Raw genomic sequence first — 18913 nt, forward strand, 5'->3', positions numbered from 1 at the left:
GGGAGTCGTCGCGCCGCGGCGCGCGCGGCACCCCGCGCCGCGCGCACGAGCCGGGGCCGGACGCACCCCCCGCGCGTCCGGCCCCGGCTCGTCCCCCGATCCCCCGTCCCCCCGATCCCCCGTTCCCCCCGAGCCCTCACGGACACCCCCCGGCCCCGTACGGTCTCGCGGTCCTCCCCCGTTCCCCCGATTCCCCCCCGCTATCCCCCGATTTCCCCCCGTTTTTCCCCTCCCGTGGCCCCGGGTCCCCCCGTCCCGGTCATCGGCCCTTCAGGCCACGAGCTCCTCGAACGACTCCTCCCGGTCCCGCCCGAAGCTCAGCGCCTCGTCGTCGCGCAGCCGGCGCAGCGAGCGCCAGATGCTGCTCTTGACGGTCCCCACGCTGATCCCCAGCACGTCGGCGATCTCCGGGTCGGTCCTGCCCTCGTAGTAGCGCAGCACGAGCATCGTGCGCTGCATCTCGGGCAGCCGCGCCAGCGCCTGCCAGAGCACCGTGCGCAGCTCCGTGCCGCGCATGGCGTCCGACTCCCCCGGCGCCTCGGGGAGTTCCTCGGTCGGGTACTCCGCGAGCTTGCGCCGGCGCCAGGCGCTGATGTGCAGGTTCGTCATGGTGCGGCGGAGGTAGCCCCCCACCGCCGCCTTGTCGCTGATCCGGTCCCAGGCCCGGTAGGTGGAGAACAGTGCGCTCTGCAGCAGGTCCTCCGCCTCGAACCGGTCACCGGTCAGGTGGTAGGCGGTGGCGTACAGAGAGGCGCGCCGCTCGGCCACGTAGGCGGTGAACGCCGCGGTGCTGTCAGCCTCCGCGGCGGTCCCGGCCTGCGTGCCGACCGTTTCCCCCGGCACCTCTCCGTACGCCTTCCCCCCGTCGTCCCCCCTGGTGTTGTCCTCCGCGATCCCCCCCGGGTTCGCGGCCGGTCCGGTCCCCGCCGGCGTGACGCCGGTCCCCCCGGGGCCCGTGCTGCCCGCGATCGCGACCATGTAAGGAGGACGACGCCCGGCGCCGCGACCGCACCCCCGCGCGGCTGCGGCACCGGACTCCCCCGCACCGCGCGAGGCGCGGGCGGGAGCCATCCCCTCAGCACTCCCCCCCTTGGCGTGCAGGCGTGTGTGAACCGCTGCGCTGGTGGTGCTGTCGTGCAGTGCGTTCATCTCACGCCCCCCGCCGGTGGAGTCTGCTTCGGTCGGTCCTGTCGTGCCGGGCTTGCCCGACGCCCAGAATCCTGTCGCCCCGACTTCATCGCGCTGTCCGCCGACTGTCACAGGCGTGCAACAGGGGCTGGTGCCCCTTACACAGGCCCTTCCGGAGGCCGTGATGACGGCGAACTCGCCCCTTCCGGCGCGCCCTGCCAGAATGACCCGCGTGCCTTCTCTGTTGCTGATCGAGGACGACGACGCCATCCGCACCGCGCTGGAGATGTCCCTCTCCCGCCAGGGCCACCGCGTGACCACCGCGGCGACCGGTGAGGACGGGCTCAAGCTGCTGCGCGAGCAGCGGCCCGACCTGATCGTGCTGGATGTGATGCTGCCGGGCATCGACGGCTTCGAGGTGTGCCGGCGCATCCGCCGCACCGACCAGTTGCCGATCATCCTGCTGACCGCGCGCAGCGACGACATCGACGTCGTGGTCGGGCTGGAGTCGGGCGCCGACGACTACGTCGTCAAACCCGTGCAGGGGCGGGTGCTGGACGCCCGGATCCGCGCGGTGCTGCGCCGCGGCGAGCGGGAGACCACCGACTCGGCCACCTTCGGCAACGTCGTCATCGACCGCTCCGCGATGACCGTCACCAAGGACGGCGAGCATCTGCAACTGACGCCGACGGAGCTGCGGTTGCTGCTGGAGCTGAGCCGCAGGCCCGGCCAGGCGCTGTCGCGGCAGCAGTTGCTGCAGTTGGTCTGGGAGCACGACTACCTCGGCGACTCCCGGCTGGTCGACGCCTGCGTACAGCGGCTGCGCGCGAAGGTCGAGGACGTACCGTCCGCCCCGACGCTGATCAAAACCGTACGCGGAGTGGGCTACCGGCTGGATCCGCCCTCGTGAGTCCGGGCCCCGCCGACGCGCAGGGGCGGCAGGGGCTCGTACGCGGCTGGGCGGCGGGGCTGCTGCGCTGGATCAGCCTGCGACTGCGTCTGGTCATCGTGTTCGCGCTGGTGGCCCTGGTCTCGGCGGTGTCGGTCGCCGGCATCGCGTACTGGCTCAACCGGGACTCCGTGCTCACCCGCACCCAGGACGCCTCGCTGAAGGACTTCCGGGAGTCGCTGCAGGACGAGAGCGGCGAGCTGGACCTGCGGGCCGGCTGTACGGACCTCGCCAAGGCCGCGCGGCGGCTGTCGAGCACCACCCAGAACTTCGACGTCATACTCATCTCCGGCGGCGGGGGCAGCGGCGGCGAGCCCGGCTGCGTGGAGCGCTCCGACGAGTCGTTCACCCTGCACGACGTCCCGAAGACGCTCACGACGGCGGTCGACCAGCGGCGCGACGACGGCAAGTGGCCGTACCACCTGTACTGGCAGCGGGTGACGATGGACGGCACGCCGTATCTCGTCGGCGGCGCCCGGGTGATCGGCACGGACTGGACCGGCTACATGTTCAAGTCCCTGGACTCCGAGCGCCGGGACCTCAACTCGCTCGCCTGGTCGCTGGGCATCGCCACCGGACTGTCCCTCATCGGCTCCGCGCTGCTCGCGCAGGGCGCCGCGTCCACCGTGCTGCGGCCCGTCCAGCGGCTCGGCGACGCGGCGCGGCGGCTCGGCGAGGGCAAGCTCGACACCCGGCTGCGGGTGACCGGCACCGACGAACTGGCCGACCTCTCGCGGACGTTCAACCAGACCGCGGAACGGCTCCAGCAGCGGGTGGAGGAGCTGAGCGAGCGGGAGAAGTCCAGCAGGCGGTTCGTGGCGGACATGTCGCACGAGCTGCGCACGCCGCTGACCGCGATGACCGCGGTCTCCGAGGTGCTGGAGGAGGAGCAGGAGAACCTGGACCCGATGATCGCGCCCGCGGTGCAGCTCGTGGTGCAGGAGACCCGGCGGCTCAACGACCTGGTGGAGAACCTGATGGAGGTGACCCGCTTCGACGCGGGCACCGCCCGGCTCGTACTCGACGACGTGGACGTCGCCGACCAGGTCACCGCCTGCATCGACGCCCGCGCCTGGCTGGACGCGGTGGAGCTGGACGCCGACCGCGGCATCGTCGCGCGGCTCGACCCGCGGCGCCTGGACGTGATCCTCGCCAACCTCATCGGCAACGCGCTCAAGCACGGCGGCTCCCCGGTGCGGGTGTCGGTGCGCACCACGGCGGACGCGCCCGGCGCCGGCGATCTGGTCATCGAGGTCAAGGACAACGGGCCCGGCATCCCCGCCGAGGTGCTGCCGCACGTCTTCGACCGGTTCTACAAGGCGGACACCGCGCGCCCGCGCTCCGACGGCAGCGGCCTCGGGCTGTCCATCGCGGTGGAGAGCGCCCGGATCCACGGCGGTACGATCACCGCGGCCAACGACCCGGCGGGCGGGGCGGTGTTCACGCTGCGGCTGCCGCGGGACTCGTCGGCGGCGGCGGAGGCCCTTGAGCAGGAGGACGAGTGAGGGCGGCAGCCTCGAACCGGCGGGTCTTCCCCGCCCTCGCGGCAGTTGCCGCGGTCGCCGTCGCGGTGCTGGCCACCGGATGCGGGATCCGGCCCACGTCCGTGCCGGTGGACGCCGGCAGCGCGCCGTCGCGGGCGGAGTGCGCGCCGGGCGGTCCTTCGCCGGCGGCGAGGTCGGCGGACGGCGAGACGGTGCGTGCGGTGTACCTCGTGTGCGGTACGCAGTTGGCGCCGGTGCCCCGCAGCGTCCCCGACGACCTGGCGGACAGGGAGCTGGCGGCGCGGCTGCTGGCGGAGCTGGAGCGGGAGCCGGGCGAGGACGAGAAGCAGGCCGGCTACTCCACCGCCGTCTCCGGGCTGCGGGTCGCGGACGGGCTGTCCGGGGATCCGGCGGGCACGGTGCGGCTGAGCCGGGATCCGCAGGGGCTGGGGTCGCCGATGCTGGCGCAGGTCGTGTGCACCTACGCGGCGGGCGAGGAGCGTACGGCGGTGCTGGCCGGGCCGGACGCGGGCGACCCGCCGTACACGTACCGCTGCACCGACGACGCGCTGCGGGCGCCGGAGAACACCGTGGGCGAGCCCGCGGCCTGAGCTGTTCCGGCACGGCGGGTCCTGTGGCCGGCGGCCGTGCGGGGGCGGTGTCAGTGGCGTGTGCCACAGTGTCCGCATGCTCGGGATCGTGGTGAAGACGGAGCGCGGGGAGCGGCATGTGCGCGTGTCCGCGGCGGAGTTGGCGGGGCTGGTCCGGCGGATCGGCGGCGCCGGCGACCACTTCCTCGTGCTCCAGCGGATCCCCGACCTGCCCGACGTGTTCGCCCAGGTCTGGCACGACGCCGGCGGGGGCTACGAGGTGGAGCACCGCGACGGCGGCGCCGGCCGGCACTTCGCCGCGACGGCAGGCGACCCCGCGGCCGTGATCGCGGCGCTGACCGGCTGGGCCCGCGAGGAGGCCGGCTGGGCCGCCGGGCTGTCCTGGTCCCGCGCGGACATCACCCCCGCGCCCGCGGTGCCGCCGCTCGGCCTCGGCGCGGCGGAGCGTGCGGAGCTGGAGCGGCGGCTCCGGGAGATGCTGGCCGCGGGGTACGCGACCCGTGCGGAACTGGCCGAGTGCGCCGAGGAGTTCCTCGTCGCCGGGGACCGCAGGCCGGTCTCCGCCCCGCAGGCCACGGCGCTGGCCGACCGGCTGTGGCTGGAGCGGGTCGCCGAGCAGGCCGGCTGGCACGACGAGACGGACCCCGAGCGGCTCACCCGCGCCTTCGCGACCCTGCGGGAGGCCGGCATCACCGCGCGTGAGCACTTCGCCTGCTGCCGCAGTTGCGGCAACGCCGAGATAGGCGGGGCGGGCGAGCCGGACGCGCGCGGCTTCGTCTACTTCATCCACCAGTCGTCGGAGTCCGCGGCGGCGGACGGCGGGCTGACGCTCTACTACGGCGGGTTCGACGGCTCGGGCGAGACGACCGCGGCCGTCGGGCACGAGGTGGTCGCGGCCCTCGGGGAAGCCGGTCTGCGGACGGAGTGGGACGGCGATCCGGGCCGCTCGATACCCGTCACGGGGCTCGACTGGCGCCGCCGTCTGGTCGGCTGAGGAGGCTCCGTACGGAGGATCACCATCCGGCCGGCGGAGGGCGGGAACCGTACGGGTCGGTAGCAGCGTCCTTGCCTGCGTGCAGCGCCATGCGACGGGCGGAACGGCCGCCCTGAGATTCCGGGTGGCCGGCGTTGTCCTCCTAGTCCTGCATCTGACCGCAGTCTGGTGGTTTACGCTCCGCCCCAACGCCGTGCCGTGGGTTGACGCGGCGAATCTGCGACCGCTCACGACGATCCGGGCGGAGTTCGGCGATGACCCGTGGTCGGCGCTGCGGTACGCCGTCGAGTCGCTGTTCGTGCTGGCCCCCGCGGGGGTGCTGCTGCCGCTGATCGGCGGCCGGGTCAACGCGTCGGTGGCGGGGTCGTTCGCACGTACCGTCTTCGCGGGCTCGATGCTGGCGCTGGTCGTCGAGCTGCTGAAGACGACGGTGCCCGGGCAGGTCGCGAACGTGGACACGATGCTGCTCTACATCCTGGGGATCGCGCTGGCGCATCTGGCGGTGGTCCCGGCCACGCGGGCGCGGCTGCGCCGGGGGCACCCCGCGGGCCGCGCGGCGGGCGCGGCGCACGCGGAGGAGGCGGCCGGGACGGAGGAGGCGGACGCGGCGAAGCCGGCGGAGCGTGCGGCGGACGGGAAGGCTCAGGGCACGGCCCCGAGAATCACCAGGGTCGAGATCGCCCCGTAGGGCGACGTTTCGTCCGGCTTGTATGCCTACGGTGGAAGCACCGGCCCACACACGGCGGGCCGCGAACGCCGACCCGAGGAGTGACGCAGCCATGGCCATGCCGATGAGACCGCGCGACGGCCGGATGATCGCCGGAGTGTGCGCCGGCCTGGCCCGGCGCTTCGACACCACCCCCACGACGGTGCGGGTCGTCTTCCTGGTGTCGTGCCTGCTGCCTGGTCCGCAGTTCCTGCTCTACCTGGCGCTGTGGGCACTGATGCCCAGCGAGGAGAAGGTGCAGCACCCGGCCTGGTGAGAACGGAATCCGACGACACGGAGCCGGGGCCGGCGTCCACGAGGGACGCCGGCCCCGGCTTCGCTGCGTACGGGCCTCAGAGCCCCAGCGCACCGCCCACGGGAAGCGCGTTGGTCAGGGTGCCGAGCTGACCGAGGGACGGCTGCTGGGCGCCGGCGGCACCGTTCGGGGTGCCGTTGTTGCTCGCCACCTGGGAGCCGGTCACCGACTCCAGCGGCGAGGTCAACTGACTGACCGGGTCGGGCAGGCCGGGGACGGGCGCGGCGGAGGCGGTGCCCGCCGCGGCGGCGGCGAAGGCGGCGCCGAGCAGTGCGGTACCGACGATCTTGCGGGTCTTCATGGAATTCAGGTCCTCGTCCTCGCGGATATCCAGCGGCAATGAAAAACCTAGCCAGCCGGTTATCGCGGCGGCAAAGACCGCCCCGCCGGTGCCGAAATTGGCCCGTACGGCCTCATCCGCGGATCGTAGGACCATCGCCCCGCGAACCGGCGGACGCGCGAGTGTGCAGGTCAGAACCGGTCAGCGGAAGAGCCACTCCGACTTCAGCCCGGCGTATCCGGGCTTGATGACGTCGTTGATCATCGCCAGCCTTTCATCGAAAGGAATGAACGCCGACTTCATCGCATTGACGGTGAACCACTGCATGTCGTCCAGCGTGTAGTGGAACGTGCGCACCAGCTCCTCGAACTCGCGGCTCATGCTCGTGCCGCTCATGAGCCGGTTGTCGGTGTTGACCGTGGCGCGGAAGTAGAGCCGGCGCAGCAGCCCGATGGGGTGCTCGGCGTACGAGGGGGCGGCGCCGGTCTGGAGGTTGGACGTCGGGCACAGCTCCAGCGGGATCCGCTTGTCGCGCACGTACGCCGCCAGCCGGCCGAGCTTGACGGTGCCGTCCTCGGCGACGTGGATGTCGTCGATGATCCGTACGCCGTGGCCGAGCCGGTCGGCGCCGCACCACTGCAGCGCCTGCCAGATCGACGGCAGGCCGAAGGCTTCGCCGGCGTGGATGGTGAAGTGGTTGTTCTCGCGCTTCAGGTACTCGAAGGCGTCGAGGTGGCGGGTGGGCGGGAAGCCGGCCTCGGCGCCGGCGATGTCGAAGCCGACGACGCCGAGGTCGCGGTAGCGGTTGGCGAGTTCGGCGATCTCCAGCGAGCGGGCGGCGTGCCGCATGGCGGTGAGGAGGGCGCCGACGCGGATGCGGTGCCCGGCGGCGTGCGCGCGCCGCTCGCCCTCGCGGAAACCCTCGTTGACCGCCTCGACCACCTGCTCCAGGCTGAGCCCGCCCTGGAGGTGCTGCTCGGGGGCGTAGCGCACCTCGGCGTAGACGACGCCGTCGGCGGCGAGGTCCTCGGCGCACTCGGCGGCGACCCGCACGAGGGCGTCGCGGGTCTGCATCACGGCGCAGGTGTGGGCGAAGGTCTCCAGGTACCGCTCCAGCGACCCGGAGTCGGCGGCCTCCCGGAACCAGACGCCGAGCCGCGCGGGGTCGGTCTCGGGCAGCCCGTCGTAGCCGGTCTCGCGGGCGATGTCGACGATGGTGCCGGGACGGAGACCGCCGTCGAGGTGGTCGTGGAGCAGCACCTTGGGCGCCCGCCGGATCCGCTCGAGGTCGGGCACGTTCCGGGCCGGCGCACCTCTGTTTTCCTCCGCCATGCGGCACCTCTCTCTCGTCACGATTTGCGCCATCCTACGCGCGTAGAGCGATGCCCGGCGGCGGGCACCGACGGCGGGGTGCGGCGACGCGTGGGATCCCGGGGGCGCGGAACGCGGGGGCGCGGGGAGCGGGCGGGGCGGGCGTATGTGCGCTGTGGGCCCGAGCGTGGTGGTGGCGAGCGGGCGGGGGCCGACGCGCCGGGCCGCGGGCCGCGGGGACGGCTCGGGCGTGACCCTCGCGGACCGGCGGCAGTACGCAACGGCCGCCGGAGGGCCGGGGATGTGACGGTCACCTCCGGTGTCCGGGCAGGCGGGGTGGGGGAAAGCGGCCGGGAGACGCCGCGGCCGCCGGCTCGCCGGCGCGCGGCCGACTTGGGCCGTACCGCCCTCGTGGACGGCGCGTGGGCCCAACGGCCTCCGAGGGCCGGGGACGTGGCGGCGGTGAGCGGAGTCCGGGTGGCCGGCACGGGACGGCGGGAGGTATCGCCGAGCCTCCGCGAGCCCCTGGTGGTGCCGTGACCGCCGGCTTCGCGGCGGCGGGGACGCACGGGCCGTGCGGCCCTCGCGGGCCGGCGCCAGGACGCAACGGCCGCGGGAGGGACGGGAGGTGGCGGCAGCCATCGGGCCGGGCAGGCGGGGGGAGCGGCCGAGGTGCCGCGGCAGCCGTCAGGGTGTGCCGCCTCCGGGCGGACCCGCGCCCCCCGGAGGGCGACCGCGGGGGCAACTGGAGGGTTGTCGGGGGGTGTCGGGGTGGTGCAGACCACTGGGCACGGGGGGACGGATCTGCCATCGTGCTGCCATGGCACAGGAGATCAGCGCGACCCGCCCCGCCCGGCTCGGACGTGCCACCGGGGCGGCCTCCGCGCAGGCGGTGGCGTTGCTGCTGCCCGCCGGGGAGGGCGTCAGCAGCCGGCGGCCCTCGCGGCTCGCCGCCGCCTCCGTGTGGTCGCTGGCCCGCCGGCTCGGGCGCGCCGGGCGCGGTGACGGGCTCGTCGCGCACACCGTGCACTACCGCTACCGGGGCTGGAACGGCGCCGCGGCGGACGCCGCGCAGGATGCCGAGTGGGCGCTGGAGGAGGTCGTACGGCGGTACGGGGACGTGCCCGTGGCGCTGGTCGGCACCGACGTCGGCGGCCGGGCCGCGCTGCGCGCCGCCGGGCACGAGGCGGTCGTCTCTGTACTGGCGGTGGCGCCGTGGCTGCCGGACGCGCAGGCGGCGGACGCCGAGCCCGTACGGCAGTTGAGCGGCCGCACCGTGCTCTTCGTCCACGGCACCGACGACGCCCGCACCGACCCCGACCTGTCGTACCGGCTGGCCGTACGGGCGAAGAAGGCCAACCGCGACGTGTGCCGCTTCGAGGTGCACTCCGACGGGCACGGGCTGCACCAGCACCGCCCCGAAGTCCTCGCCCTGGGCGCCGACTTCGTCATGGGCTCGCTCTTCGGCCGGCCGTACAGCAGACCCCTGGCCGACGCCCTCGCCGCACCCCCGCCGATCGGCCTGCGCATGCCCCTTGCCGCGGGGTTCGCACCGGCGTGACCGCCGCTCACCCCGCGAGCAACTGCCCCCGCCGCCCCAGCAGGAACCGCCGGAACGCGCCCACCGGCGCCGTCTCCTGCTGTCCCGCCACCCACGCCACGCCGATCTCCCGCACCGCCCGCGGCGCCGTGACGTTCACCTCCACCACCCCCGGCCGCGGCACCGCGGGCGGCGGCAGCAGCGCCACCCCCAGCCCCGCCGCCACCAGCCCGCGGATCGTCTCCGCCTCCTCCCCCTCGAACGCGATCCGCGGCACGAACCCCGCCTCCGCGCACAGTTCCTCCAGCATCCGCCGCATCCCGTAGCCGGGTTCGAGCGTCACGAACGGGTCCTCCGCCACCTCCGCGAGCCGGATCCGCCGCCGCCCCGCGAGCCGGTGGTCGTCCGGCACCACGATCCGCAGCCGCTGCTCGTCGAGCCGCCGCGCCTCCAGGTCCGGCGCGTCCGGCACCGGCGAGGTCAGGCACAGGTCCAACTCGCCCGCCCGCAGCCGCTGGAGCATCCACTCGCCGTAGTTCTGCACCAGCGCGAAGCGCACCCGCGGGTGGTCCTCGCGGAACTCCCGCAGCAGCCCCGGCACGGTCTCCGAGCCGAGCGTGTGCAGGAAGCCGAAGGCGACCTTGCCGGTCTCGGGGTGCGCGTCGGCGCGTACGTCCTCGGCGCCGCGGGCCACCTCCGCCAGCGCGCGCTCCGCGTACGCGAGGAAGTCGCGGCCCGCGGTCGTCAGCGACAGCGTGCGGCCGCGGCGGGCGAAGAGCGCGACGCCCAGGTCGGCTTCGAGCCGCACCATCGCGCGGCTCAGCGTCGGCTGCGGGACGCCGAGCGCGCGGGCGGCGCGCGTCACGTGCTCCTCGCGCGCGACCGCGGCGAACTGCGCGAGCCGGGGCGCGAGCACGGCGCCCCACTCCCCCGGCTCCCCCGGGGGGCCGACGGCGCCGGCCGCACCCTGGGCGACCGCGGCCGAGATGTCTTCCTGATGACGGGACCGTGACAACGACTCCCGTGACCTCTGCTCATTCACCACAGCATCGATTATCGCCGTTTTCCGCATTGGACGCATGAGCGGGCCCGCCGTACGTTCGACGCATGCCCTCCGATACCGGGGCGCTTACGCCCCATGTGAGCGCCCCCACCCAGGTGCCCGCCAAGCACGCCCCCGGCGAGCGCGGCTACCGCCGCGTGCTCCTCGCGCTGTTCGCCGCCGGCGTCGCCACCTTCACCCTCCTCTTCTCCACCCAGGCCCTGCTGCCCGCCATCTCCGCCGACCTCGGCGTCAGCCCGGGCGCGGCCAGTTGGACCGTCTCCGCCACCACCGCCGCCCTGGCGCTCGCCGTGCTGCCGCTGAGCGCCGTCTCCGAGCGGTTCGGCCGGCAGCGCACGATGACCTGGTCGCTGACGGCGGCCGTGCTGCTGGGCCTTGCGATGCCGTTCGCGCCCGACCTGGGTGCGCTCGTCGCGCTGCGTACGCTCCAGGGCGTGGCGATCGCCGGGATCCCGGCGTCGGCCATCGCGTTCATCGCCGACGAGGTACGGGCCCGGGCGGTGATCGGCGCCGTGGGGCTCTTCGTCGCGGGCAACAGCATCGGCGGCATGGCCGGACGCATCCTCACCGGCTGGACGGCGGACGCCTGGGGCTGGCGCGCGGCGCTGGCCACCGTCGCCGCGCTCTCGCTGCTCTGCGCGGTGGCGTTCCGCGTACTCCTGCCGCGCGCCCGGCACTTCACCCCCGCGCCGCTGGCGCCGCGGGCGCTCGCGCGGACCGTACGCGGCCATCTGTCCGACGGGCTGATGCGCCGGCTGTACGCGATCGGGCTGCTGTTCATGACCGTCTTCGGCTCGGTGTACACGATGATCGGCTACCGGCTGGCCGGCGAGCCCTTCGGCCTGTCCGCGGGCCTCATCGGCTCGGTCTTCGTCATCTACCTCGTCGGCACCGGCTCCTCGGCCGCCGCCGGCCGGCTCGTCGCCCGCCTCGGCCGCCGCGGCACCCTGTACGCCGCCGCCGGCACCACCGCCGCCGGACTGCTGCTGACGATCGGCGACTCCCTGGCGGCCGTGCTGACCGGTCTGGTACTGCTCACGGCGGGCTTCTTCGCCGGGCACGCGGTCGCCTCCGCCTCGGTCAGCCACGCGGCGCAGACGGGTAAAGCGCAGGCGTCGGCGCTCTACCAGGTCGCGTACTACGTCGGGAACAGCGCGGGCGCCACCGCGGGCGCGATCGCCTTCCACGCCGTCGGCTGGCGCGGGGTCGTCGTCCTCGGTCTCGTGGCCCTCACCGGCGTCACGGGCATCACTATTCGCGCCACCCTGCTGGCCACCGCGGCGACCCGCACGGCAGCGCGCGAGCAGGCCCGGCAGGAGCCCCGCGCAAGCGGGCGCGCACCGGTCCCCGCAACCCGCCCCGTACCCCGTGAACCGACAGGTCAGCCGATACGTGCCGGGCTCGCCCGCAGCGTCGAAAGCACCGGCGCGGAGACGATCCGGTAACGGGTTCGTTGCCGGAGGTTCAGCTTGTTCTACGCGCGTTACGATGCCCCCGAAGCAGCGCCGGAAAGAGGCGCTTCGCCAAGACGAAGGGGAAGTCCTCTTGCGCCGGGTAACCAAGATCGCCGCCGCGGGTGTGGCAACCGCGGCCCTCGCTTTCACCAGTGCTGCGTGCAGCAGCGACAGCGGCAGCAGCGACAAGGGCGTCGGTCTCGCCTTCGACGTCGGCGGCCGCAGTGACGCCTCCTTCAACGAGTCGGCGGCCCGCGGGTACGACAAGGCCAAGAAGGAGTTCGACCTCGGCGGCAAGGAGCTGACCGCCCGCGACGGCGAGACCGAGGCCGACCGCGAGCAGCGCCTCACCTCCCTCGCCGAGGCGGGCTACAACCCGGTGATCGGGGTCGGCTTCGCCTACGGCAAGTCGGTCAACAAGGTCGCCAAGGACTTCCCGGACACCACCTTCGCCGTGATCGACGAGGCGTCCCAGGGGAAGAACGTGGCCGGCGTCACCTTCGCCGAGCACGAGGGCTCGTACCTGGCGGGCGTGGCCGCCGCCACCAAGAGCAAGACCGGCAAGGTCGGCTTCATAGGCGGCGTGCACAACAACCTGATCAAGAAGTTCGAGGCCGGCTTCGTCCAGGGCGTCAAGGACACCAAGCCGGACGTCGAGGTCGACGTGAAGTACCTCTACGAGAGCGACCTCAAGGGCTTCCAGGACCCGCTGCGCGCCAAGGGCATCGCCGAGGGCATGCTCGACTCCGACGCGGACATCATCTACAGCGCCGCCGGCCTGTCCGGCACGGGCTCGATCGAGGCCGTGGCCGCCCAGGAAGGCGCATGGGCGATAGGCGTCGACTCCGACCAGTACCGCGACAAGGCCCTGGCGGACTACAAGGACGCGATCATGACGTCCGTGGTCAAGAACGTCGACGTGGCCGTCTACGACGTGATCAAGAGCGTCCAGGACGAGAAGCCGCTCACCGGCGACCAGACCTTCGCGCTCAAGGACGACGGCGTGAGCCTCGCCACGTCCGGCGGGTTCATCGAGGACGTCCAGGCCGACATCGACGCGGCCAAGCAGAAGATCGCCGACGGCGAGATCAAGGTCAGCGACACTCCCTGAGCACGGTACGTGTGACGGGGTCCGGAGGACGGCGGGAGCCGGCCGTCCACCGGACCCGCGCATCTGCCTCCGGACTACGCGCGTAGCGTGATATGCCGTAACTCGCGTCACGTAACTCGCGCCGTCCGCACGGCGCTTCGGTACGTCCGCCGCCCCGCATCCACCGCCCTCGACGAGGAGTGTGCGCCATCACAGCCCCCAGCAGCAGCTCCACGGCAGCGGACCCACCCGCCGGCGCCGCCGCCGTCGAACTCCACGGCATCACGAAACGCTTTCCCGGCGTCGTCGCCAACCACGACATCGACATCACCGTGCGCCGCGGCACCGTGCACGCCCTCGTCGGCGAGAACGGCGCCGGCAAGTCGACCCTGATGAAGATCCTCTACGGCATGCAGAAGCCGGACGAGGGCACCATCACACTCGACGGCACGGAGGTCGCGTTCGCCAGCCCCGCCGACGCCATCGCGCGCGGCATCGGCATGGTGCACCAGCACTTCATGCTCGCCGACAACCTCACCGTGCTGGAGAACACCGTCCTGGGCAGCGAGAAGCTGCACGGCATCGGCGACCGGGCGCGGGCGAAGATCAAGGAGCTGTCGGACGCGTACGGCCTCGGCATCCGCCCCGACGTGCTGGTCGAGGACCTCGGCGTCGCCGACCGGCAGCGGGTCGAGATCCTCAAGGTCCTCTACCGCGGCGCCCGTACGCTCATCCTCGACGAGCCCACCGCGGTCCTCGTCCCGCAGGAGGTCGACGCGCTCTTCGACAACCTGCGCGGGCTGAAGGCCGAGGGCCTGACCGTGCTGTTCATCTCGCACAAGCTCGGCGAAGTCCTCGCCGTCGCCGACGACATCACCGTCATCCGGCGCGGCACGACGGTCGCCGCCGTGAAGCCCGCGGACGTCACGTCCAAGCAGCTCGCGGAGCTGATGGTGGGCAGCGAGCTGCCGACCCCCGAGACCCGCGAGTCGACGGTCACGGACATACCCATGCTGCGCGTCAGCGACCTGCACCTGACGGCCGTCGACGCCGACGGCGTACCGCGCGAGGTGCTGGACCGCATCTCCTTCACCATCCACAAGGGCGAGGTGCTGGGCATCGCCGGCGTGGAGGGCAACGGCCAGTCCGAGCTGGTCGAGGCCATCATGGGACTGCGCGACCCGGACGACGGCTGCATCGTGCTGGACGGCGCGGACATCAGCCACGCCGCCACCCGCAAGCGCCGCGAGAGCGGCATCGGCTACATCCCCGAGGACCGCCAGCGGCACGGCCTGCTGCTGGAGGCCCCGCTGTGGGAGAACCGCATCCTCGGCCACACCACGGAACCCCCCAACAGCCGCGGCATGCTCATCGACGCCGCCGCGGCCCGCAAGGACACCAAGCGGATCGTCGAGGAGTACGACGTCCGCACCCCCGGCATCGACGTGACCGCCGCCTCGCTCTCCGGCGGCAACCAGCAGAAGCTGATCGTCGGCCGGGAGATGAGCCACTCGCCGAAGCTGCTCATCGCCGCCCACCCCACGCGCGGCGTGGACGTGGGCGCGCAGGCGGACATCTGGGAGCAGATCCGCGCGGCCCGCCGGGAGGGGCTCGCGGTGCTGCTGATCTCCGCGGACCTGGACGAGCTGATCGGCCTGTCGGACGCGCTGCGGGTGATGTACCGCGGCCGGCTGGTGGCCGACGCGGACCCGGCGGCGATCACGCCGGAGGAGCTGGGCAGTGCGATGACGGGCGCGGCGAGCGGGCACCTGGAGGACGGCACGGCGGTGCGCGACGCCGCGGTGCCGCCCCCGCGGGGCACCGGGAGCGGCAGCGACGACGGGCAGGGCGGAGGCCGTACGCGATGAAACGCCTCGACAGGGACAAGCTGATCAAAACGGTCGGCGCCCCGGTGCTCGCGGTCTTCGCCGCGCTGGTGCTGACCTCGCTGATCATCCTGATCTCCGGGAAGGACCCGTTCCGGGCCTACCAGGTCATGATCGAGTTCGGCACGACCGACCGGAGCGCCATCTACATCGTCAACAAGTCGACGATGTTCTTCCTCTCCGCGCTCGCCGTGGCCATCGGCTTCCGGATGAACCTCTTCAACATCGGCGTCGACGGCCAGTACCGCATCGCGGCCTTCTTCGCCGCGGCCGTCGGCGGCGCGCTGTCGCTGCCCGGCATCATCCAGATCCCGCTGATCATCCTGGTCGCCATGGGCGTCGGCGCGATCTGGGCGGGCATCGCGGGCGTGCTGCGTACCACCCGCGGCGTCAGCGAGGTCATCACGACGATCATGCTCAACTCGATCGCCGGCGCCGTCATCGGCTACTACCTCACCGCGGGCCGCCTCGGCGAGAAGGACGGGAACCTCACCCACACCCCGAACATCCCGTCCTCCAGCCATATCTTCATGATCGAGACCTCGGTCGGGGACATCAACGGCTTCGTGGTCTTCGCCGTGCTGGCCGGCTTCCTCTACTGGTTCGTCCTCAACCGCACCCGGTTCGGCTTCGACCTGCGCAGCGTCGGCCAGTCGGAGACGGCCGCCGCCGCGAGCGGCGTGGACGTCAAGCGCATGATCGTCACGAGCATGGTGCTCTCCGGCGCCGTCGCGGGCCTGGTCGGAATGCCGACGCTGCTCGGCGAGTCGTACAACTACGGCACCGACTTCCCGCTCGGCGTCGGCTTCACCGGCATCGCCATCGCCCTCCTCGGCCGCAACCACCCCGTCGGCATCGCGCTCGGCGCGCTGCTGTGGGCCTTCCTGGAGCGCACCGGCACGCAGCTCGAATTCGAGGGCTACGACCAGAAGATCGTCGAGGTCATCAAGGGCATCATCGTGCTCTGCGTCGTCATCGCCTACGAGGTGGTCCGCCGCTGGGCGCTGCGGGACCAGCAGCGCCGCGTCGGCGAGGAACTGGCCCAGGCACGTAAGACCGAGAAGGCGGAGGTGGGCGCGTGAGCATCGCGACCAGGACGGGCGCCGCCGCGCCCGCGAAGCGGCCGCCGAAGGACGGCGGCAAGCGGCGGCTCGGCATGCCGCAGATCCTCCTGCTCGTCGCCGGCGGACTGCTGCTGCTGTCCGCGGTACGCGCGATCACCGACACCACCAACCTCACCGCGTCGGCGCAGATCGGCGGCGCGCTCGCGCTGGCCGTGCCGATCGGCCTGGCCGGCCTCGGCGGGCTGTGGGCGGAGCGGTCCGGTGTGATCAACATCGGCCTCGAGGGCATGATGATCCTCGGCACCTTCTTCGCCGGCTGGATCGGCTGGCAGCACGGCCCGTGGGCGGGCGCGCTGGCCGGGGTGATCGGCGGGGCGCTGGGCGGTCTGGTGCACGCGATGGCGACGGTGACGTTCGGCGTCGACCACATCGTGTCGGGTGTCGCGATCAACATCCTCGCGCTGGGCACCACCCAGTACATGGCGAAGATCTTCTTCGCCGACGGTGACGCGCTGTCGGCGGGCGGCACGGACAAGCAGTCGCCGCAGGTCGACGACATGCATACGTTCTCCGTGCCCTGGCTCTCCGACTGGCTCGGGGACCTGGAGGAGGAAGGCATCGGAGGCAAGCGCAGGTTCTTCATCTCCGACGTCGCGGGCATCCTGCGCGGGTTCACGGAGGACGTGTCGTACCTGATCCTCATCGCCGCGCTGCTCTTCGTGCTCACGTACTACGTGCTGTGGCGCTCGGCGTTCGGGCTGCGGCTGCGGTCCTGCGGCGAGAACCCGGTGGCCGCCGAGTCGCTGGGTGTGAACGTCTACCTGTACAAGTACGCGGCGCTGGCCATCTCCGGCGCGCTCGCCGGGCTCGGCGGGGCGTTCCTGGTCACGTTCACCCACATCTATCTGGAGGGCCAGACCGGCGGCCGCGGCTACATCGGTCTGGCGTCGATGATCTTCGGCAACTGGCGCCCCGGCGGTACGGCGATGGCGGCGGGCCTCTTCGGCTTCACCGACAGCCTGCAACTGCGCGGCGGCGGCGAGGCCGTGCACGGGCTGTTCCTGCTGCTGGCGGTGCTGCTCGCGGTGTACGCGGTGTGGAAGTACGTGCGCGGCGGTGTCCGGGCCGCCATAGCCGCCGGGGTCGCGGCGGTGCTCCTCGGGGTGCTGTACGCCACGACCGACACGGTGCCGCGCGAGGTCGTGGAAGCCACGCCGTATGTGACCACACTGGTGGTGCTCGCGGTGTTCGCGCAGCGGCTGCGAGTGCCGAAGTGGATCGGCAAGCGCTACCGAAGGGGAGAGAGCACGTGACGTCGCAGGACGACGAGCGGTGGGAGGCGTTGCGGCGTGCGGCGCGGGACGCGATGTCCCGGGCGTACGCCCCGTACTCGCGGTACCCCGTGGGCGCCGCGGCGCTCGTGGACGACGGCCGTACGGTGGTCGGCTGCAACGTGGAGAACGCCTCGTACGGCGTCGGGCTGTGCGCCGAGTGCGGCCTGGTGTCCGCGCTGCACGCCGGCGGGGGCGGCCGGCTCACCCACTTCACCTGCGTCAACGGTGAGGGGCAGCTCATCCTGCCGTGCGGCCGCTGCCGCCAGTTGCTCAGCGAGCACGGCGGGCCCGGCCTGCTGCTCGACACCCCGGCGGGCATCCGGCCGCTGGCCGAACTGCTGCCGGACGCCTTCGGCCCGTTCGAGCTGAGCAGGATGAACGGTTCCGGGCATTCCGAGAGCGGAGGATCGCAGAACTGATGGACGCCATCTCCGTCATCCGCGCCAAGCGCGACCGCGAACGGCTCTCCGACGAGCAGATCGACTGGGTCGTGGCGGCGTACACCCGCGGCGAGGTCGCCGACGAGCAGATGTCCGCACTGGCCATGGCGATACTGCTGAACGGCATGGACCGGGACGAGATCGCCCGCTGGACCGCGGCGATGATCGCCTCCGGCGAGCGGATGGACTTCACCGCGCTGCCGCGCCCGACCGCCGACAAGCACTCGACGGGCGGCATCGGCGACAAGATCACGCTGCCGCTGGCGCCGCTGGTCGCCGCCTGCGGGGCGGCGGTGCCGCAGTTGTCGGGACGGGGCCTCGGGCACACCGGCGGCACGCTCGACAAGCTGGAGTCCGTCCCCGGCTGGCGGGCCTCGCTGTCGAACGACGAGATGATGGCGACCCTGCGCGACGTCGGCGCGGTGATCTGCGCCCCGGGCACGGGCCTGGCGCCGGCGGACCGCAAGCTGTACGCGCTGCGGGACGTGACCGGGACGGTGGAGTCGATCCCGCTGATCGCGTCCTCGATCATGTCGAAGAAGATCGCCGAGGGTACGGGCGCGCTGGTGCTGGACGTGAAGGTCGGCTCGGGCGCGTTCATGAAGGACCTGGACCGGGCGCGCGAACTGGCCGCGACCATGGTCGGCCTGGGCAACGACCACGGGCTGCGCACCGTGGCGCTGCTCACCGACATGTCGACGCCGCTGGGGCTGACGGCGGGCAACGCGCTGGAGGTCCGCGAGTCGGTGGAGGTGCTGGCGGGCGGCGGTCCCGCGGACGTGGTGGAGCTGACGCTGGCACTGGCCAGGGAGATGCTGACGGCGGCCGGCCTGCCGGACGCGGACCCCGCGGCGGCGCTGGCGGACGGCTCGGCGATGGACGTGTGGCGCCGCATGATCACCGCCCAGGGCGGCGACCCGTCGGCGCCGCTGCCCACGGCCCGCGAGACCCACGCGGTGCCTGCCCCGGCGACCGGGGTCCTCACCCGCCTCGACGCGTACGCGGTGGGCCTGGCGGCCTGGCGCCTGGGCGCGGGCCGGGCCCGCAAGGAGGACCCGGTGCAGGCGGCGGCGGGCGTGGAACTCCACGCGAAGCCGGGCACGGTGGTGACGGCGGGCCAGCCGCTGCTGACCCTGCACACGGACACCCCGGAGCGGATCCCGGAGGCGCTGGAGGCCCTGGAGTCCGCGTACGACGTGGCCCCGCCGGGAGCGACGGTGGAACGCAGCCCGCTGATCCTGGACCGCCTGGACTGAGGGAAGC

At 73.0% G+C, this 18913-nt stretch carries 18 protein-coding genes; 14 read left to right on the top strand and 4 right to left on the bottom strand.

What is annotated here, in order from left to right; all coding sequences use genetic code 11:
* Positions 1 to 270 precede the first annotated feature (270 nt).
* A complete protein-coding gene (locus tag ACFYVJ_RS01090; RefSeq protein WP_388885177.1) occupies positions 271 to 1149 on the bottom strand; it encodes a SigE family RNA polymerase sigma factor in 879 nt (292 codons plus the stop codon).
* 211 nt (positions 1150 to 1360) lie between these two features.
* Between ACFYVJ_RS01090 and ACFYVJ_RS01095 the strand changes: the two genes are divergently transcribed.
* The 6 genes from ACFYVJ_RS01095 (at position 1361) to ACFYVJ_RS01120 (ending at position 6149) form a co-directional block, all read left to right on the top strand.
* Entirely contained in the window at positions 1361 to 2038 is a 678-nt protein-coding gene (locus ACFYVJ_RS01095) for a response regulator transcription factor (protein ID WP_027771656.1), read from the top strand.
* The gene (locus tag ACFYVJ_RS01100; RefSeq protein WP_388885179.1) at positions 2035 to 3582 is read left to right on the top strand and encodes an ATP-binding protein; all 1548 of its coding nucleotides are present in this window, start codon (positions 2035 to 2037) and stop codon (positions 3580 to 3582) included. Before ACFYVJ_RS01095 ends, ACFYVJ_RS01100 begins: the two co-directional genes overlap by 4 nt.
* 65 nt (positions 3583 to 3647) lie before the next feature.
* Positions 3648 to 4172, top strand: coding sequence for a hypothetical protein (locus ACFYVJ_RS01105; protein ID WP_388886116.1), 525 nt, complete (start codon positions 3648 to 3650; stop codon positions 4170 to 4172).
* Between the two features lie 76 nt (positions 4173 to 4248).
* Entirely contained in the window at positions 4249 to 5166 is a 918-nt protein-coding gene (locus ACFYVJ_RS01110; protein WP_388885181.1) for a DUF6891 domain-containing protein, read from the top strand.
* Positions 5167 to 5290: 124 nt separating this feature from the next.
* On the top strand, positions 5291 to 5854 hold the full coding sequence (locus ACFYVJ_RS01115) for a VanZ family protein (RefSeq protein ID WP_388885183.1): 564 nt from the start codon (positions 5291 to 5293) through the stop codon (positions 5852 to 5854).
* Between the two features lie 91 nt (positions 5855 to 5945).
* The gene (locus ACFYVJ_RS01120; RefSeq protein WP_388885185.1) at positions 5946 to 6149 is read left to right on the top strand and encodes a PspC domain-containing protein; all 204 of its coding nucleotides are present in this window, start codon (positions 5946 to 5948) and stop codon (positions 6147 to 6149) included.
* Between the two features lie 76 nt (positions 6150 to 6225).
* Here ACFYVJ_RS01120 and ACFYVJ_RS01125 read toward each other — a convergent pair whose 3' ends face one another.
* Complete coding sequence (locus tag ACFYVJ_RS01125) at positions 6226 to 6489, bottom strand: hypothetical protein (RefSeq protein ID WP_388885187.1); 264 nt, start codon at positions 6487 to 6489, stop codon at positions 6226 to 6228.
* A 180-nt stretch (positions 6490 to 6669) separates the two neighbouring features.
* Complete coding sequence (locus tag ACFYVJ_RS01130) at positions 6670 to 7800, bottom strand: adenosine deaminase (RefSeq protein ID WP_388885189.1); 1131 nt, start codon at positions 7798 to 7800, stop codon at positions 6670 to 6672.
* A 799-nt stretch (positions 7801 to 8599) separates the two neighbouring features.
* On the opposite strand from ACFYVJ_RS01130, the gene ACFYVJ_RS01135 reads away from it, so the two are divergent.
* Positions 8600 to 9340, top strand: coding sequence for an alpha/beta hydrolase (locus ACFYVJ_RS01135; protein WP_388885191.1), 741 nt, complete (start codon positions 8600 to 8602; stop codon positions 9338 to 9340).
* 7 nt (positions 9341 to 9347) lie between these two features.
* Here ACFYVJ_RS01135 and ACFYVJ_RS01140 read toward each other — a convergent pair whose 3' ends face one another.
* Positions 9348 to 10391: a LysR family transcriptional regulator gene (locus ACFYVJ_RS01140; protein ID WP_388885193.1), complete on the bottom strand. Its 1044-nt coding sequence runs from the start codon at positions 10389 to 10391 to the stop codon at positions 9348 to 9350.
* Positions 10392 to 10426: 35 nt separating this feature from the next.
* Here ACFYVJ_RS01140 and ACFYVJ_RS01145 point away from each other — a divergent pair, with 35 nt between their 5' ends.
* The 7 genes from ACFYVJ_RS01145 (at position 10427) to ACFYVJ_RS01175 (ending at position 18906) form a co-directional block, all read left to right on the top strand.
* Positions 10427 to 11827, top strand: coding sequence for an MFS transporter (locus ACFYVJ_RS01145; protein ID WP_388885195.1), 1401 nt, complete (start codon positions 10427 to 10429; stop codon positions 11825 to 11827).
* Positions 11828 to 11927: 100 nt separating this feature from the next.
* Positions 11928 to 12947: a BMP family protein gene (locus tag ACFYVJ_RS01150; RefSeq protein ID WP_388885197.1), complete on the top strand. Its 1020-nt coding sequence runs from the start codon at positions 11928 to 11930 to the stop codon at positions 12945 to 12947.
* 179 nt (positions 12948 to 13126) lie between these two features.
* Positions 13127 to 14794 (top strand): ABC transporter ATP-binding protein, encoded by a 1668-nt coding sequence (locus tag ACFYVJ_RS01155; protein WP_388885199.1) that lies wholly within the window; start codon positions 13127 to 13129, stop codon positions 14792 to 14794.
* Entirely contained in the window at positions 14791 to 15894 is a 1104-nt protein-coding gene (locus ACFYVJ_RS01160) for an ABC transporter permease (RefSeq protein ID WP_388885201.1), read from the top strand. The genes ACFYVJ_RS01155 and ACFYVJ_RS01160 overlap by 4 nt, the downstream gene beginning before the upstream one ends.
* Positions 15891 to 17189, top strand: coding sequence for an ABC transporter permease (locus ACFYVJ_RS01165; protein ID WP_388885203.1), 1299 nt, complete (start codon positions 15891 to 15893; stop codon positions 17187 to 17189). The genes ACFYVJ_RS01160 and ACFYVJ_RS01165 overlap by 4 nt, the downstream gene beginning before the upstream one ends.
* Entirely contained in the window at positions 17186 to 17629 is a 444-nt protein-coding gene (locus ACFYVJ_RS01170) for a cytidine deaminase (RefSeq protein WP_388885205.1), read from the top strand. The genes ACFYVJ_RS01165 and ACFYVJ_RS01170 overlap by 4 nt, the downstream gene beginning before the upstream one ends.
* Positions 17629 to 18906, top strand: a complete 1278-nt coding sequence (locus tag ACFYVJ_RS01175) for a thymidine phosphorylase (RefSeq protein WP_388885207.1) — start codon at positions 17629 to 17631, stop codon at positions 18904 to 18906. The genes ACFYVJ_RS01170 and ACFYVJ_RS01175 overlap by 1 nt, the downstream gene beginning before the upstream one ends.
* The last annotated feature ends 7 nt before the right edge of the window (positions 18907 to 18913 follow it).

It is taken from the genome of Streptomyces sp. NPDC004134 (assembly GCF_042874195.1).
Classification (GTDB): domain Bacteria; phylum Actinomycetota; class Actinomycetes; order Streptomycetales; family Streptomycetaceae; genus Streptomyces.

Bases quoted from the DNA above. Each gene is read 5' to 3' on its own strand.
- ACFYVJ_RS01130 (WP_388885189.1), bottom strand. From the start codon at position 7,800: ATGGCGGAGGAAAACAGAGGTGCGCCGGCCCGGAACGTGCCCGACCTC.
- ACFYVJ_RS01145 (WP_388885195.1), top strand. From the start codon at position 10,427: ATGCCCTCCGATACCGGGGCGCTTACGCCCCATGTGAGCGCCCCCACC.
- ACFYVJ_RS01110 (WP_388885181.1), top strand. From the start codon at position 4,249: ATGCTCGGGATCGTGGTGAAGACGGAGCGCGGGGAGCGGCATGTGCGC.
- ACFYVJ_RS01120 (WP_388885185.1), top strand. From the start codon at position 5,946: ATGGCCATGCCGATGAGACCGCGCGACGGCCGGATGATCGCCGGAGTG.
- ACFYVJ_RS01125 (WP_388885187.1), bottom strand. From the start codon at position 6,489: ATGAAGACCCGCAAGATCGTCGGTACCGCACTGCTCGGCGCCGCCTTC.
- ACFYVJ_RS01175 (WP_388885207.1), top strand. From the start codon at position 17,629: ATGGACGCCATCTCCGTCATCCGCGCCAAGCGCGACCGCGAACGGCTC.
- ACFYVJ_RS01135 (WP_388885191.1), top strand. From the start codon at position 8,600: ATGGCACAGGAGATCAGCGCGACCCGCCCCGCCCGGCTCGGACGTGCC.
- ACFYVJ_RS01160 (WP_388885201.1), top strand. From the start codon at position 14,791: ATGAAACGCCTCGACAGGGACAAGCTGATCAAAACGGTCGGCGCCCCG.
- ACFYVJ_RS01140 (WP_388885193.1), bottom strand. From the start codon at position 10,391: ATGCGGAAAACGGCGATAATCGATGCTGTGGTGAATGAGCAGAGGTCA.
- ACFYVJ_RS01090 (WP_388885177.1), bottom strand. From the start codon at position 1,149: ATGAACGCACTGCACGACAGCACCACCAGCGCAGCGGTTCACACACGC.